We start from the raw sequence: 15,082 nt of genomic DNA, 5'->3' as shown, positions 1-15,082 counted from the left end.
CCCGCGAACTCGCCAAACAGATCGGCAAGCTCGCGGGTGAACTCGGCACGGCGCTGAGCGAACTGGAACGGATCGAGTGCGGCGCCTGGAAGGGCAAGACCGCGATCGCCTTCACCGACTACGTCGGCCAGGACGTCACCCCCCTCATCCGCAAGAGCCACGACTCCTTCGACAAGGCCTCACGCGCGCTCCATCACTGGGCCAACCAACTGGACGGCTTCCAAGAGCGAGCGGACCGGCTGGAGAAGGAAGCCGGGGAAAAGCTCAGCGCCAAGGCGGATGCCCAGGCCAAAGCCGACCAGAAGGGCGACGGCAAGGGCAGCGACGAACTCGGCAAGGCCTCCAGCGCGGTGGACGGCGTCATCCAACGGGTCCACGACCTGGAGGAGGAGTACCGGCAGGCCGCCCGCAAGATCAGCAAGGAACTCGACAAGGCGGGCGACATCGCGCCGGACGAGCCCGGGTTCTGGAGCAAGCTCGGGCACGGGATCGAGGATGCCTGGGACGCCACTGGCGACTGGCTCAAGGACCACGCCGACTTCATCAAGTTGGTCGGTGACCTGCTGAGCGATTTGAGCGGCATCCTGGGCATGCTGGCCATCATCACGCTGCCATTCGAGCCCCTCGGTGCCATCTTCGGTGCGGCCGCACTGGCCACAAGTGGACTGGCGCTGTTGTCGCACGGCATTGCCAAGGCTGCGGGGGCCGATGTGAGCTGGATGCAGATGGGATTCGACGCGCTCGGGCTCATGCCCGGACTGGGCGCGTTCGGCAAGGGCGTGAAGGTAGCGGACGAGGGCATAGCTGCGGCACGCGCCGCCAGCGAATTCGGCAAGGGTTTCCAAGGCGCAGAACTCGCCGCCGGCGCCCGGAACATGTTCGCGACCGGCGAGCTCGCAGGGAAGGTGGAAGGCGGCCTTGCTCTGTTCGGGAAGAAGGTCGTTCTCGGAGGCAAGTTCGGCAACATCGGCATCATCACTCATGAGAGCGGCGCCATGAGCCGGCTGGCTGGACTGGCGGAAGCGGGCTATCACCAAGGTCAGCTGCTCGGCACCAAGGGACTCAAGCTCGTCAGCGGCGGCAAGTTCGACGTCAACCCCCTGAGTCTGGGGGGTAGAGCGTTGGACGCCGGAATCAAGATCGCACCCAAGATCGTGAGCATCCCCCAACACATCGGAGAAGCGCTTCACCCTGGAGACAGCTTCCACGATGCTGCCACCTCACACTGAGAAGGCGATATACATGGCGATCTGGACACCCGAACCAGGCGAGACGCTGCTCGCCCGCGACGCGATCGCATTTGCGACCGGAACTGCCCCCAGAGTGTCCGGCATGCGATGGTTCCGCGACACGCAGCGGAACGACATCCAGGGCGAGTTGCCCGGCTGGCCGTCGGGTCCTGTCTACTCGGCCCACCCGGAGACGGAGAAGCACCCCGGCAAGCGCGCCGGTCTGTTCGGAATGCGCGCGCTGTACGTTGCGATCGGGGGTGCCCTCGAAGGGCTCGGAGGTACCGGCAGCTTCCTTCCCGGCGCAGGCGATGGACCCGGACGTCCAGAGGAGCCGGAGAACGAAGTCAGCGACTTCCCGGTCATGTGGGCGGATGGTGGCACCCTTGCCCGGACGCTGCCTTCGCAACTCGACCCCGCCCGCTGTCCCGAGGGCTTCCGCAACCACATCATCGTCACCGACCGACGTGTGGTCATCACCGGTTTTCCAGATGACGATCCGCTACGTGACCGGGTGCTCTGGCAGGTCGATCGGTCGGAGATCGCGCGAGTCCGGAGGATGGGATTCAGCAGCGTGGGCGGTGAAGCCAAGGTGCAATTCGCAGACGGCTCCTGGGTCAGACTCGCTCCACCGGGCTCTCGGAAGTACTGGTCTGTGCTCCGCCATCTGGTCCACCCCACGGATGTCGTTCCTCTTGACGCCCTGACACCGCGCCAACGCGAATATGTGGAGTCGTACGTCGCTTCAGTGAACGAGCGGGACGCCTCCGTCGAACCTGTGATCACTCGCCGTCCCAGCGGAAAGTTCCTTATCGAAGTGCCTACCACCCAGCCCGTGAAGCCCGAACTCGGGATGCTGAGGCCGTTCTGGTTCATGAGTCAGGCAGGCGGGCGTGGCGGGTTCGATCCCAAGGACCTTTGATTTGCGAACGGAGCGCTCAATGACGACCCTGGCGGTAGAAGTCGAACCCGGGATCATCCCGCCCTTCTCGTTCGTCGCGCCGAACGGGCTTCATCCTCTCCCTATAGCCCCCTCGCCCGAAGAACGCGCCACACGGTCTCGCGAGTTCGTACGCGACCTTTATGCCCGTGGCGACAACGCGATCTGGGAGCCGGCAGCACCCTTCTACGCCGCGCTCGCTGAATACATGGCCGAGAGCGGATTCGACTACTCGGCCATGGGCCTCTTTTCAAGAGACGAAGGCGGGGTCGCCCAGTGCGCCCTCACGGTCGCGACAGTGAAAACGGATCAGACCGACCCGGATATCGCAGCCCAGGGAATTCTGGCCGCCCTGTCCGGAAACCCGTACAACGACGTTCGCTGGCTGGACCTGCCGTGCGGGCCAGCGGTTTCATGCGTGCGGCTCAATGAGATTGCCATCCAACCCGAGGTAACCAACAGCGGTAAGCAGGTCGAGCTCCTTACTGGGCAGATCCAGGTCCACATCCCATTTCCGACTGGCTCGTACACAACTGTCTTCACCCTCGACACTGCTGCCACGGATTACTGGGCAGAGTTCTGTAACATGATGGCGGCCATCCTCCAGACCGTCTCGTTCACGGACCCTGCCGAGGCCGCGTCACAGGAACCGTGAGATCCGTTGCGAAGGGTGTGGCTACTGGGAACGCAGCTCACCACGGCTGCGGGGTGAAAATCCTGCCCGACGCCTTCCCCTGGAACCGCTTCTCCCTGAGGCCGACGTCCGTGCCTTCGACTGGCGCTGGGTTGCCGTGTCGCTCAACCAGTCCGACGGCGACGCCCTGATGTTCATGGCGGGGGTCGTAAGTGACCGGCCGATCACGGAACTTGAGGACAGACGGCGGCACTTCTGCCCGCTCCCGCCACCTCCGCCCGGCTCCACCCGCAACCCCCACCCCGCCATGGCCCCGGCCTCCGACTCCAGTACGTGCCGGGAGCGAGGGCGTCGTGTGACGAGGTCCAAGGGCGTTGTCGACACCTGAGTCACGTTGGGTGTCGATTTGGGCCCTCGGGCCCATGCTGCCCAGCCGTCCTCTCCGTACGGTCGTCCCGTGTCGTGAACCACCGGCGGGGGACCGGGCGAGGTCACCGAGGTCACCGCGTATTGCGTGAACGCCTCCCTCCGTCAGGCCAGTCGAGGAGGGGGCGGTCATGGCGTCGATCGGCGGAGTGCCGGGGTCCGGGGCCGGGTGGCCGGCGGGGCAGGGCGGGCGCCGGAACATGCCCGCACCGCTCTCGTCCGCGTTGGTCCTCGTGCACGTGCTGTTCGGCATGACGATCGTCGGCGGCCTCGGCCTGCTGCTCACGGCAACGTCGGCGGACGCCCTCGACGGCGGGACACTCGCGCTCATCGCCTACGCGGCCGCCCCCGGCACGCTCGGCTGGTGGCTGGCCCGGCGGAGCTGGGAGGGCGGGGCCCGGGTCCGCAAGGCTCTGATCGCCGTACAGGTGTGGCTGATCCTGGGCGGCGCGGCCAACCTCGCCGCCGGGTCCGCCCATGGCGCGCTGCAGCTCTTCCTTCCGGTCGTCATCCTCTGCTTCCTGCTCCGCCCGGAGAGCCGTCGCTGGTACGAGACCCCCGAACTGGACCGCGCGGAGCGCCGCCCCTTCTCGCTGGCCCGCATGATCCGTTGGCGGCGGGACGAGGGGCAGACCGCGGTCGAGTACGCCGGGCTCGTCGCCATCGTCGCCGCGATCGTCACGGCACTGGTGGTCAGCGGGCTCGGCACCCAGATCTACGGCGGCATCCAGGCCCAGGTCTGCAAGGTCGCCGGCATGGGCTGCGCGGCTCCCGTCGGCGGCGACACGGATGCCAGGGCGGGCGACGGGAACGGCACCGACGACCCCGCCAGGAAGGCCGACGGTCCCGCAGGTCAGAACCCTGACGGCAACCCCGACGGCAAGAACGGTGACGACGGCAAGAAGGACGGCAAGAAGGACGACGGCTGCTTCTCCGGGGTCGGTGCCTTCTTCGGATGTGCCGGGGATCAGGTCAAGCAGGTCGGGCAGGGACTCTTCGTCGACGGGGTATGGGGCGACGTCACCGGTATCTACGACATGGTCCGCCATCCCCTCCACATGCTCAAGGGCCTCGGCGACTACGGCAAGCAGCTCGGTCACGACTGGGTGGAGAACTCCAAGGGCGCCGCCGACAAGTGGTCCAAGGGCGACTACTTCGGCGCCCTCACCGACTGGGGCGGCGCCTCGCTGAAGACGGGCGGCACGGTCCTCTACGACATGTTCATCGGCAAGGACGTCGCCGATCAGTGGAACAGCGGCAACAAGACCCGGGCCGTCACGACCGTCGTGTGGAACATCGGCTCGCTGTTCATCCCGGGTTACGACGTCGGCAAGGTCGCCGAGAAGGTCGGAGTACTGGGCAAGCTCGGCAGGCTGGGCAAGCTCGCGGAGGAGGCGGGCAAGGCGGCGGAGGACGCGAAGAAGGCGGCCAAGGCCGGTGACGTGGAGGGCGCCGAGAAGGCGGCCAAGGAGGCGGACGAGGCGGCGGACGCGGCCGAGAAGAAGGCCCGCGAGTCCGGCTGCACCATCTCCGCGCCGTCCCGCAGGATCCCGTTTGAAAACGGCGGCCTCTCCGGTTCCCCCGGCACCGGCACCACCGTCCTCGCTGCCGGCGGCTCCCCGTACGTCGTGCTTGCCGACGACGGTTGCGACGAGGACGCCAAGAAGGAGGCGGAGGAGGCCCGTAAGCAGGCCGACGAGGCGGACAAGGCGGCCGATCGGTGGCAGGCGGGGGACGACGTCGCCGGTCCCGCGGGCGGAAAGACGCTGCGGTTCCCGAACAAACGGCACACCGTGGGTGGAGCGGGCAGCGGCCAGGTCAAGGAACGCAACACGGTGATCCTGCGCGGGAGCGAGGACGCGGTCCGCTCGGACATCGAGGCGATCGCGAAGGGCCGCGCCAAGCTCCTGCCGGACGGGAACACGTACGAGATCAACGGCCGCCGGTACGGGATCGAGGAGAGCGGGACGGTCTTCCCCAAGTCCGGGCCGGGCTTGGTCGACATGGACCGAATTGAATACGCTGCGCTGAAGGAGATCGTGCGGAACAAGGGCGATCTCAGCAAGTCGCAGCAACTGCAGCGCGATCCGAAGTTCGTCAACAACCCGGACAAGGTCGCGAAGGCCAAGAAGGTGTACGACGGGACCTACAAGTGATCGCGAACCTCTTCACCGTCGCCGAACTGCAGCCGTCGGCCCTCCACGGCGCCCTCTGCGAGGTGCTGGCCGTGCCGGACGACGCGGTGGACGTCGCCGATGTGGACGGCGACCAGGAAGCGCGCCGCTGGGATTCACCGGTTCTGTGTACCTACCGCGTGCTGCCGCCCGGTGACCTGGCGCTCGAGCTGGATCTGACCGTCGACGACGAAACGGCCGGCGCCCTCACCGAGGCGGAGCTCGCCCGGGGGCTCGCGGCGCGGACGGCGGCTTCGGTCCTCCACCCGTCCCCGGACCTCGACCTGGACAGCGCCTACTGGGTTGCGACGCCGGACGGTCGTGTCGTCCGGTGCCGGCTGGAGACGATCGACTCGGACGAGGACACGACGTACCGGGTGGACGCGGTCGAGGCCCAGGTGGCCGATCTGCCCCGCGCCAAGGTGGAGATCCTGCCCGAAGTCCTCGAGCACGAGCTCGTCGCGACGCCTCTGTCCGACGCGTTTCTCGCCGCGTATCCGCAGGGCACGGCGGCGAGCGTCGAAGGGCGCGTCCGCCACGGCCTGCGTGTGTGGGAACGGCTCGTCCGCCGGCTGGAGACGGCCCAGTGGGGCCCGTCCGGCCGCTACCACAGGGCCCTGTACAGGCGTGACCTTCGGGCCCGTGACGACCTCGAGCGGCTCGTGCCCGCGGCCGGCGAGGCGTATGCGCAGGCCCTGCGGACGGTGGTGGAGCAACTCGACGACGGCTTCCGGCGGTCGACCGCGCGCGGCGCGCACCCGCAGGGCGATCGCTGGTGGTGGAACCGGAATCCGTCGGGCGTTCCCTGGTGACCTCGGTCAGTCCCGCGCGGGCACGTCCCGCACCTCCACCCGCACCCCCGCCCGCAACCCCCACCCCGCCATGGCCCCGGCCTCCGCTTCTAGTACGTGCCGGGAGCGGGGCCGGGGCAGGCCCAGGCGCCAGGGTTTCATCGTGCGTACGGCGATGACGTTGAGGTCGCGGTCCAGGTAGGCGACGTCGATGGGGATGCGCATACGGAAGGTGTGGATGCTGTTGGCGGGGGAGAGCAGGATTGCTCCGTCGACCGAGTCACGGCCCAACAGGCCCTTCGTACGCGCCCGGTAGGACGTCGCGATCTCCAACGGCACCCGCGCTCCCCGGGGTTCGCCCGCCCTACCGGATCCGCCCGCGCCGCCCGCTCCTCCAGGCCCGCCGCCCCTCCGTGCCTCCGGCACCACCAGCGTGCCCCGCCCGTCCTGCCAACGTCGCCCCATGCCGAGGCCTCCTCCCGTTCACACCAACGCCGTAGGGCGAACGTATCCGTACAGCAGTGGGCCCTACATGGGCCCAGGGGCCCATGCCGACCCCACGGTCGTCGCCGTAGGGTCCCGCCGTGGGCGTACTCCTGATCGTCGTGGCCGCCGTCTGGGGAGCGGGAACGGGGCTCGTGCTGCCCCGCGCGGCCCACCGGTTCTCGGTCGAGCCGGGTGAGCCCTGGAGCGCGAACTGCCCCGCCGGGCACCCGATCACGGGGGCCTGGGGAGGGTGGCTGGGCCGCTCGGTCTGCCCGGCCATGGAAGAAACGTCGGTTCCGGCCACAGAACCGATCGCGCCCGCCGAACAGCCCCAACACGCCACCCCCTGCGGAACCTACGGCCCGAACACACCCACCGTCTCCACCGCCGCAGCGCTCATCTGCGCCGCTCTCGCCGCCGCGGCGGGCGGTCCGCACCCCGAGACCGTGGTCTGGGTGCTGCTCACCCCCGTGGCCGTGCTGCTGACCCTCGTCGACTACCGGGTGCACCGCCTGCCCGACGTCCTCACGCTGCCGTTGGCCGCCGCGCTCGCCGTACTGCTGGGAGTCGCCGCCCTCCTGCCCGCCGCCACGGGCTCCTGGCCCACCGCGCTGCTCGGCGGGCCGGCGCTGGGGGCCGTGTATCTCGTCCTCTTCCTGATCAACCCCGCCGGCATGGGCTTCGGCGATGTGAAGCTGGCCCTCGCCCTGGGCGTGGCGCTCGGCTGGTACGGCTGGCAGATCCTGCTCACGGGGGCCTTCGTGGGTCTGCTCTACGGCGCGGTGTACGGCCTCGGGATGGTCGTGCTGCGCCGTGCGGGCCGCAGGACGGCGATTCCGCTCGGGCCGTTCATGCTGGGCGGGGCGTGCACGGGACTGCTGCTGGGAGCTTTCGCGGCGAGTTGACGGAGGTACCACAGGCACCGTTCGGCACAGCCGAATACCTGGATACGGTGAGCGGCGACCGATGCGGACGGACGAACTCCAGGTGACCCGATGTCGAAGATCGTGCTGATGATGAACATCTCCCTCGACGGCTACATCGAGGGCCCCGACCACGACATCAGCTGGCACCGCGTCGACGAGGAGATGCACCAGCACTTCAACGACGTCGTCAGACAGTACGGCGCCCTGCTGAGCGGCCGCCGCACCTACGAGCTCATGGCCGCCTACTGGCCCACCGCCGACGCCGACCCGGGCGTCACCCCCGTGGGAGCCGAGTTCGCCCGGATCTGGCGTTCCATCCCGAAGGTCGTCTACTCGCGGACCTTGCAGCGGGCCGACTGGAACGCGACCGTCGTACGGGACGTCGTACCCGAGGAGGTCAGGGCGTTCAAGGAGCGCTCGCTCGGGGACCTCGGGCTCGGCGGGGCCCGGCTCGCCGGGGAGTTCCTGCGGCTCGGACTCGTCGACGAGTACCGGATCTACGTCCATCCGGTCGTGGTCGGCCACGGCACGAAGCTCTACCCGGAGGTGGACATGTCCGCGTCCCCGCACCTCCTGGAGAGCCGCACCTTCGGCAACGGCGTCGCGTTCCTGCGCTACGCACCGAACGCCCGCATGCGCGCCGCGTAAAGCGGTTGTCCGGTCCGTTCGGGCGCGGGTAGGAAGAACGCATGACTGCACTCGGCGCTGTGTTCCGACCCCAACTGCCCCCGGAGCGACTGCGTGCCGTCGCCCGCACCGCGGACGAGGCCGGGCTGGAGGAGCTCTGGCTGTGGGAGGACTGCTTCCGGGAGGGCGGGATCTCGACGGCCGCGGCGGCCCTCGCCTGGACCGAACGGGTACGGATCGGGGTCGGGCTGCTGCCCGTGCCGCTGCGCAACGTCGCCATCACCGCCATGGAGGCGGCCACCCTGCACCGGATGTTCCCCGGGCGCGCCGTCATCGGCGTCGGGCACGGCGTACAGGACTGGATGGGGCAGGTCGGGGCGCGGGCCGAGTCGCCGCTGACCCTGCTGCGGGAGTATCTCGACGCGCTGCGCGCCCTGTTGCGCGGTGAGCGGCTCACGACGAGCGGACGCTACGTCCGGCTCGACGACGTCGGCCTCGACTGGCCGCCCCCGGCGCCCGTGCCCGTCCTCGCAGGCGCCACCGGGCCGCGTTCGCTGCGGCTGTCCGGTGAGGCAGCGGACGGCACCGTGCTCACCGCGTCCACCACGGCGGAGGGCGTACGGCGGGCCCGCGCGCTCGTCGACGAGGGCCGGGAGGCGGCCGGACGGACCGCCGATCCGCACGAGGTCGTCGTCTATCTGCTCGCGGCCACCGGGCCCGACGCCGCCGCGCGGCTGCGCGCCGCACTGCTGCTGGAGGAGGGGCCCGAACCCGACCCCGGCCTCGGGGTCGCCGGAGACGCCGGCGCCGTCGCCAAGGCGGTGGAGCGCCTCGCCGAGGCCGGCGCCGACACCGTGATCCTTCAGCCGACGGGCGACGAACCCGACCCGGAGGGGTTCGTGCGGTTCGTGGCGGAAGAGGTCAGGCCACTGGTCCCGTGATCGCGCCCGGCGAGCCGAACGTCCCGCGCGGCGCAGGCACCCTGATCCCCGCCCCCTGGCGCCTCCCCTTTGAGCTCGCCTGGGAGGCGTTCCGGGCGGGGAGCCGGCCCGTCGGCGCCGTCGTCGTAAACGCCGGGGGAGAGGTCGTCGCCATGGGGCGCAACCGCAGCCAGGAAGCCACCGCCCCGCCCGGACAGCTCGCCGGCACGAACATCGCCCACGCCGAGGTCAACGCACTCGCCCAGCTGCCGGCCCGCGGCCGGGTCGACGGCCACCGCCTCTACACGACCCTCGAACCCTGCCTGCTGTGCAGCGCCGCCCTCCTCCACAGCCATGTCCGGCATGTGCTCTACGCCGCGCCGGACCCGCTGTGGCGCGGCATCGAGAACGTGCCAGGCGTAAGCCGATCGCTGGCGGACCGCTGGCCGCTGCGGGAGGGCCCGCTGGACGGACCGCTCGCCGTCTTCGGCGCGCTGCTCATGCGGTTGTGGGCCGTCCTGCACAACCCGGGCGAACTCACCCCCGAGACCACCCGCACCACCCGCCGCTGCCTCACCGCCACCGACGGCCTCCTCGCCGCCCCGACGGCCGGGACGGCGTACGAACTGCTCCTCCCGCACCTCCCTGACCTCGACCTTGACGGCTGATCCCGACCCACGACAGGACCGATCCCCATGCCCCCAAACCAGCGCCGCAGCTTCGAGGACCTCGTCGCCGAAGGCGTCGCCGTACCCACCGAAGGATGGGACTTCTCCTGGTTCGAGGGCCGGGCCACGGAGGAGCGGCCCTCGTGGGGGTACGCGGTGTCGCTGGCCGAGCGGCTCGGTGAGGCCACCGCCGCGCTGGACCTGCAGACCGGCGGCGGCGAGGTCCTGGACTTCGCTCTCGGCCGCGCGGTGAAGACCCCGGTGCTGACCGCCGCGACCGAGGGGTGGCCGCCGAACGTGGCCAAGGCCGGCGCCCTGCTCCGGCCCCGCGGCACGGTGGTCGTCGCCGCAGCCGAGGATGCGGCGCTGCCCTTCGCGGACGCCCAGTTCGACCTCGTCAGCAGCCGGCACCCGGTGACCCCCAACTGGCCGGAGATCGCCCGCGTCCTGGAGCCCGGCGGCACCTACTTCGCCCAGCACGTGGGCCCGCGCAGCGTCTTCGAGCTCGTCGAGTACTTCCTCGGGCCGCTCCCGGCCGAGCGGAGCGCCGTCCGCCGCCCCGACCGCGAACGCGCCGGCGCCGAGGCGGCCGGGCTCGAGATCGTCGACCTGCGCAGCGAACGGCTCCACATCGAGTTCTACGACATCGCCGCGGTCGTCCACTTCCTGCGCAAGGTGGTCTGGATGGTCCCGGACTTCACGGTCGAGGCGTACGAGGACCGGCTCCGCGCACTGCACGAGCGGATCGAGACCCAGGGCCCCTTCGTCGCCCACAGCACCCGCCATCTCTTCGATGTCCGAAAGATTGCACCCGTGCATTCGTAGGTTTGATGTGGTTTCCACATTGTTATCGAGGTCGGCTCGCCTCTGCCCTAAGCGTCACGTAAGTTCAAGACAAGGTAATTCGCGTGAGCAAAGCTGCGCGGTGGCACCGCGCAGTGGAGGGGGCTGCGCGGTGCCCATTTCTTGTCAGGTCTCGCGTCAAGCCCCGTGTCGTGGCCGGGTCACCCACCCGGGGGACACCCGAATGGGGCGTCGAACGGCTGCGTATCGACCGCGATCCGGCCACCGACCAGCCATGAATCGGCCATGCGTCACACTCCGGAGGGCCACTCCACGGCCATCGGCGCGTTGTCGTTCGATTTCGGAGAGTAGTTGTGGCACGCCGATGCACCCACCGGCACTTACAAAGGGTTATGGTGGAAACCCCCCCTCGGGCCGGTCCGTCTCCCCCCCACGGACCGGCCCGTTTTCGTGCCCGCCCACAGCGGGTGGTGTTGCGCCTGTGGCGCCCAACTCCCCACCCACGCACCCCGAATCCTGTCCCTGGGCCCCGCGGGGGTAGGCTGCGAGCCGCGGGGACCGCATCGGTACGGAGGGGCTGACCATCACGTGAACCTGCGCGACAAGCTGCGCGGCCTGCTCGTCAGGCTCTATGCGCGCCGGGTGGAGGGCCACCTTGACCACGCTCAGGTGCCCAAGCACATCGGCGTCATCATGGACGGCAACCGTCGCTGGGCGAAGGCGTCGGGTTCCACCACCGTGCACGGTCACCGGGCGGGCGCCGAGAAGATCGAGGAGTTCCTCGGCTGGTGCAGCGAGACGGATGTCGAGGTCGTCACCCTCTGGCTGCTGTCGACGGACAACTTCGACCGCCCGCAGGACGAACTCGGCCCGCTCCTCGGCATCATCGAGGACGTCGTACGCACCCTCGCGGCGGACGGCCGCTGGCGCGTGCACCACGTCGGCACCCCCGACCTGCTGCCGGCGCCGATGCAGACCGCGCTGAAGGAGGCGGAGGAGACCACCGCCCATGTCGACGGAATACTGGTCAACGTCGCCATCGGCTACGGCGGTCGGCAGGAGATCGCCGACGCGGTGCGCTCCATGCTGCTGGACGCCCATGAAAAGGGCACGGCTATGGAGGACCTCGCCGAGGCCGTCGACATCGACATGATCGGGCGGCATCTCTACACCCGCGCCCAGCCCGACCCCGACCTGGTGATCCGTACCAGCGGCGAGCAGCGGCTGTCCGGTTTCATGCTGTGGCAGACCGCCCACTCCGAGTACTACTTCTGTGAGGTCTTCTGGCCGGCCTTCCGCAAGGTCGACTTCCTGCGCGCCATGCGTGACTACGCGGCGCGGCACCGGCGCTACGGCGGCTGACGCACCGCCTGCCGCGCGCGGACACCGCACGTCGGGACGGACGTCACGAGGAGTTCACCGGTGCGCCGACATATGGGTCGGCATGGTGACGCATGTTCGAGGGCATAAGCCAAGCAGGTCGACACCCGAACCACGGGTGTCGGTTCTCAGCGGACGGCACGGGGCCGTCCGCCCGGGAGGCCCTTTGCACCAGCCCGATCGTGCGGTCACTGCACGGACGAAGAGGCGGAGGGCCGGTTCTCGGCCCGTGCATTGCGGCCGTCGACCGGTCCAGCTCCACTCCGTCGCTCCCCGACCTCATCCGAGGGGGTACGTCCTTCCGTGGTGACCAGCACAAAGCGCCACAAGCCAGACCGGCGCACCTATGTTCTCGACACCAGCGTCCTGCTGGCCGACCCGAACGCCCTGAGCCGCTTCGACGAGCACGAGGTTGTGCTCCCCATCGTCGTGGTCACTGAGCTGGAGGCGAAGCGGCACCATCCCGAACTCGGCTACTTCGCCCGGCAGGCCCTGCGCCTGCTCGACGAGTTCCGGGTGCGGCACGGCCGCCTCGACGCCCCCATCCCGATCGGGGAGCTGGGCGGGACCGTCCGTGTCGAGCTCAATCACTCGGACCCCAGCGTGCTGCCGAGCGGCTACCGCCTGGGGGACAACGACTCCCGCATCCTCGCGGTCGCCCGCAATCTGCAGGCCGAGGGATTCGACGTCACCGTCGTCTCGAAGGACCTGCCGCTCAGGATCAAGGCCTCCTCCGTCGGACTCCTCGCCGAGGAGTACCGCGCGGAACTGGCCATCACGGACTCCTCCGGCTGGACCGGAATGTCCGAACTGACCCTGCCCGGCGAGCAGGTGGACATCCTCTTCGAGGAAGGCCATGTGTATGTGCCCGAGGCGTCCGACCTCCCGGTGCACACGGGCCTGACGATCCAGTCGGAGCGCGGCAAGGCCCTCGGCCGGGTCACGCCGGAGGGCAACATCCGCCTGGTGCGCGGTGATCGGGAGGCCTTCGGCATCAAGGGCCGCAGCGCGGAGCAGCGGATCGCGTTGGATCTGCTCCTCGACCCGGACGTCGGGATCGTCTCCATGGGCGGCCGGGCCGGCACCGGCAAGTCGGCGCTCGCGCTGTGCGCGGGTCTCGAGGCCGTGCTGGAGCGGCGGCAGCACCAGAAGGTGATGGTCTTCCGGCCGCTGTACGCGGTCGGCGGGCAGGAACTCGGCTATCTGCCCGGCTCCGAGGCCGAGAAGATGAGCCCCTGGGCGCAGGCGGTCTTCGACACGCTGTCCGCGGTCACCAGCCGCGAGGTCATCGAGGAGGTCACCGCGCGCGGAATGCTCGAAGTCCTCCCACTCACCCACATCCGCGGGCGCTCGCTGCACGACGCGTTCGTGATCGTGGACGAGGCGCAGTCCCTGGAACGGAATGTGCTTCTCACCGTTCTGTCCCGAATCGGCGCCAATTCACGGGTGGTTCTCACCCATGACGTGGCACAAAGGGACAATCTGCGCGTCGGTCGCTACGACGGAGTCGTCGCCGTCGTCGAGAAGTTGAAGGGGCATCCGCTCTTCGCGCATGTCACGCTGACGAGGTCCGAGAGGTCCCAGATCGCGGCCCTTGTGACCGAAATGCTCGAAGAAGGGCAGATCTAGCGGGACTGACCGATCAGGCCCAATTAGGGCCGGTTACGCGTCAGTTGGCGCCGTCCAGCAAAGGCTGAGAGCCTAGCCGGGCGGCGCCTTCGCGTGTTGCTGTTTCTCGAAATCCCAAGGGTCAAACGGGATGTGAGCTTTCACACGCAACTCAGAATTGCCACCCGACGTCCGGTTACGGCAGAGTCTCACTCCTGTCAGGCCCCGCATACGACACAGCGGTACCCCCAGCGGTACGGCACCACACAAGCACCACAGCCAACTCCACAGCGTCGTCGTATGCCGCCCGAGCACCACGCGGCGCTCCTCCAGCAGGAGTTGCCCACCGGGCCCGTGCCTCCCGTGACCAAGCAGTGGGGAGGCCAGTGTCAGGGGCACGATTGCGTCCGCCAGGGTCACCGAAGCGGGCGATGCTGGAAGGAAACCGAGTGAGCCGGATTTCGGTCCGGGGATTCGCAGTGGCCTCGGCCACCGCGGTCACCGCCGTCGGAAGCGTTGTCGGAGTTGCCTCGGGCAGTACTGCCCAGCCCAACGACGCCGAAGCGACGGCAGCCGACACCACGCTCCTGGCGGACATACCCACGGGCCAGCAGGCCCAGGTGCAGACCGCCTCCCTGACGCAGCAGGCCGACGCCCAGGCGATCCAGGCCGACGCCAGCGCCAAGAAGGACGCCGAGGAGGCGGCCCGCAAGGCAGCCGCCGACACCGCCATCGCCAAGAAGGAAGCGGCGCAGAAGGCGGCCAAGGAAGCCAAGGAGCGCGCCGACGCGAAGGCCGCTGCCAGCCGCAGCAAGGCCACCTCGGCCGACTTCGCGGTGCAGAGCTCGTACACCGTCGCCCAGATCCAGGCGATGGCCCGGCAGATGGTGCCGAGCGGCCAGTTCCAGTGCTTCAGCAACATCGTGGACCACGAGTCCAGCTGGAACTACCACGCGGTCAACGCCGGCTCCGGCGCCTACGGCCTCTTCCAGGCGCTGCCCGCCTCGAAGTACTCCTCCGCCGGCTCCGACTGGCAGACGAACCCGGCCACCCAGATCAAGTGGGGCCTGAACTACATGGACAGCCGCTACGGCAGCCCCTGCCAGGCCTGGTCCTTCTGGCAGGCCAACAGCTGGTACTGAGCCGTCGAGGCCCTCGGCCCCGTCTCTCAACCCTGCGCAGCCCCTCCCCGTCATAGGGGGAGGGGCTTTCGCACTGTACGGTCTGACGCAACGGCTCCAGGGGGGAGTGGTGGGGACAGACGGGGGTAGAGGACGGATCATGTCGCGAGTGCCAGGGTGGCTCGGTCGGATCGGCGCCTCGCTGACCGAGGTCAGTGAGCGGTTGGACGAGCGCCGCGCCGAAGTCGAGCGGGAGTCCGACGGCGACGGGGCCTCGTCCTCCGCGCGCCGCAAGGCAGCGAAGCCCGCCCCCGCCCCCGAGCCGCGGCCGGAGCCGCCGGCGCCGCG

At 69.4% G+C, this 15,082-nt stretch carries 14 protein-coding genes and 1 pseudogene; 14 read left to right on the top strand and 1 reads right to left on the bottom strand.

The features are described 5' to 3' along the window. From JYK17_RS32925 to JYK17_RS32905, 5 genes are all read left to right on the top strand, one after another. On the top strand, positions 1-1,229 hold a 1,229-nt coding region (locus JYK17_RS32925; protein ID WP_222811797.1), incomplete at its 5' end, for an enoyl-CoA hydratase/isomerase family protein. A 13-nt stretch (positions 1,230-1,242) separates the two neighbouring features. Further along, a complete protein-coding gene (locus JYK17_RS32920; RefSeq protein WP_222811796.1) occupies positions 1,243-2,151 on the top strand; it encodes a hypothetical protein in 909 nt (302 codons plus the stop codon). 19 nt (positions 2,152-2,170) lie between these two features. Continuing rightward, the gene (locus JYK17_RS32915) at positions 2,171-2,824 is read left to right on the top strand and encodes a hypothetical protein (protein ID WP_222811795.1); all 654 of its coding nucleotides are present in this window, start codon (positions 2,171-2,173) and stop codon (positions 2,822-2,824) included. A 605-nt stretch (positions 2,825-3,429) separates the two neighbouring features. Further along, on the top strand, positions 3,430-5,385 hold the full coding sequence (locus tag JYK17_RS32910) for a Flp family type IVb pilin (protein ID WP_222811794.1): 1,956 nt from the start codon (positions 3,430-3,432) through the stop codon (positions 5,383-5,385). Then, positions 5,382-6,215, top strand: coding sequence for a hypothetical protein (locus tag JYK17_RS32905; RefSeq protein WP_108013884.1), 834 nt, complete (start codon positions 5,382-5,384; stop codon positions 6,213-6,215). The genes JYK17_RS32910 and JYK17_RS32905 overlap by 4 nt, the downstream gene beginning before the upstream one ends. A gap of 6 nt (positions 6,216-6,221) precedes the next feature. Here the strand turns inward: JYK17_RS32905 and JYK17_RS32900 are convergent, their stop codons facing one another. Continuing rightward, positions 6,222-6,659 (bottom strand): DUF192 domain-containing protein, encoded by a 438-nt coding sequence (locus JYK17_RS32900; RefSeq protein ID WP_128802035.1) that lies wholly within the window; start codon positions 6,657-6,659, stop codon positions 6,222-6,224. Between the two features lie 119 nt (positions 6,660-6,778). Between JYK17_RS32900 and JYK17_RS32895 the strand changes: the two genes are divergently transcribed. From JYK17_RS32895 to JYK17_RS32855, 9 genes and pseudogenes are all read left to right on the top strand, one after another. Further along, positions 6,779-7,585 (top strand): prepilin peptidase, encoded by an 807-nt coding sequence (locus tag JYK17_RS32895; RefSeq protein WP_222811793.1) that lies wholly within the window; start codon positions 6,779-6,781, stop codon positions 7,583-7,585. A 90-nt stretch (positions 7,586-7,675) separates the two neighbouring features. Further along, positions 7,676-8,254 carry a dihydrofolate reductase family protein gene (locus JYK17_RS32890; RefSeq protein WP_108013887.1) on the top strand — a complete coding sequence of 193 codons (579 nt, stop codon included), beginning with the start codon at positions 7,676-7,678 and terminating at the stop codon, positions 8,252-8,254. Positions 8,255-8,295: 41 nt separating this feature from the next. Next, entirely contained in the window at positions 8,296-9,174 is an 879-nt protein-coding gene (locus JYK17_RS32885; RefSeq protein WP_108013888.1) for an LLM class flavin-dependent oxidoreductase, read from the top strand. Then, positions 9,171-9,821, top strand: coding sequence for a nucleoside deaminase (locus tag JYK17_RS32880; protein WP_108013889.1), 651 nt, complete (start codon positions 9,171-9,173; stop codon positions 9,819-9,821). The genes JYK17_RS32885 and JYK17_RS32880 overlap by 4 nt, the downstream gene beginning before the upstream one ends. 27 nt (positions 9,822-9,848) lie before the next feature. After that, on the top strand, positions 9,849-10,646 hold the full coding sequence (locus JYK17_RS32875) for a methyltransferase domain-containing protein (protein WP_222811792.1): 798 nt from the start codon (positions 9,849-9,851) through the stop codon (positions 10,644-10,646). Positions 10,647-11,213: 567 nt separating this feature from the next. Then, the gene (locus tag JYK17_RS32870) at positions 11,214-11,987 is read left to right on the top strand and encodes an isoprenyl transferase (RefSeq protein ID WP_108013891.1); all 774 of its coding nucleotides are present in this window, start codon (positions 11,214-11,216) and stop codon (positions 11,985-11,987) included. Positions 11,988-12,308: 321 nt separating this feature from the next. Continuing rightward, a complete protein-coding gene (gene phoH2 / locus JYK17_RS32865; RefSeq protein WP_108013893.1) occupies positions 12,309-13,634 on the top strand; it encodes an RNA 5'-3' helicase PhoH2 in 1,326 nt (441 codons plus the stop codon). Between the two features lie 428 nt (positions 13,635-14,062). Next, positions 14,063-14,755, top strand: coding sequence for an aggregation-promoting factor C-terminal-like domain-containing protein (locus JYK17_RS32860; RefSeq protein WP_181362541.1), 693 nt, complete (start codon positions 14,063-14,065; stop codon positions 14,753-14,755). A 139-nt stretch (positions 14,756-14,894) separates the two neighbouring features. Further along, positions 14,895-15,082 (top strand): annotated as a pseudogene (locus tag JYK17_RS32855) (AI-2E family transporter); the annotation flags it as partial.

Origin of the sequence: Streptomyces plumbidurans (assembly GCF_019857225.1) — a bacterium.
Classification (GTDB): domain Bacteria; phylum Actinomycetota; class Actinomycetes; order Streptomycetales; family Streptomycetaceae; genus Streptomyces; species Streptomyces plumbidurans.
This window is presented reverse-complemented; position numbering and strand designations above follow the sequence as displayed.

Excerpts from the sequence above, each read along its gene's own strand:
- JYK17_RS32920 (WP_222811796.1), top strand. The coding sequence starts at position 1,243 with ATGGCGATCTGGACACCCGAACCAGGCGAGACGCTGCTCGCCCGCGAC.
- JYK17_RS32915 (WP_222811795.1), top strand. The coding sequence starts at position 2,171 with ATGACGACCCTGGCGGTAGAAGTCGAACCCGGGATCATCCCGCCCTTC.
- JYK17_RS32910 (WP_222811794.1), top strand. The coding sequence starts at position 3,430 with ATGCCCGCACCGCTCTCGTCCGCGTTGGTCCTCGTGCACGTGCTGTTC.
- JYK17_RS32900 (WP_128802035.1), bottom strand. The coding sequence starts at position 6,659 with ATGGGGCGACGTTGGCAGGACGGGCGGGGCACGCTGGTGGTGCCGGAG.
- JYK17_RS32890 (WP_108013887.1), top strand. The coding sequence starts at position 7,676 with ATGTCGAAGATCGTGCTGATGATGAACATCTCCCTCGACGGCTACATC.
- JYK17_RS32885 (WP_108013888.1), top strand. The coding sequence starts at position 8,296 with ATGACTGCACTCGGCGCTGTGTTCCGACCCCAACTGCCCCCGGAGCGA.
- JYK17_RS32875 (WP_222811792.1), top strand. The coding sequence starts at position 9,849 with ATGCCCCCAAACCAGCGCCGCAGCTTCGAGGACCTCGTCGCCGAAGGC.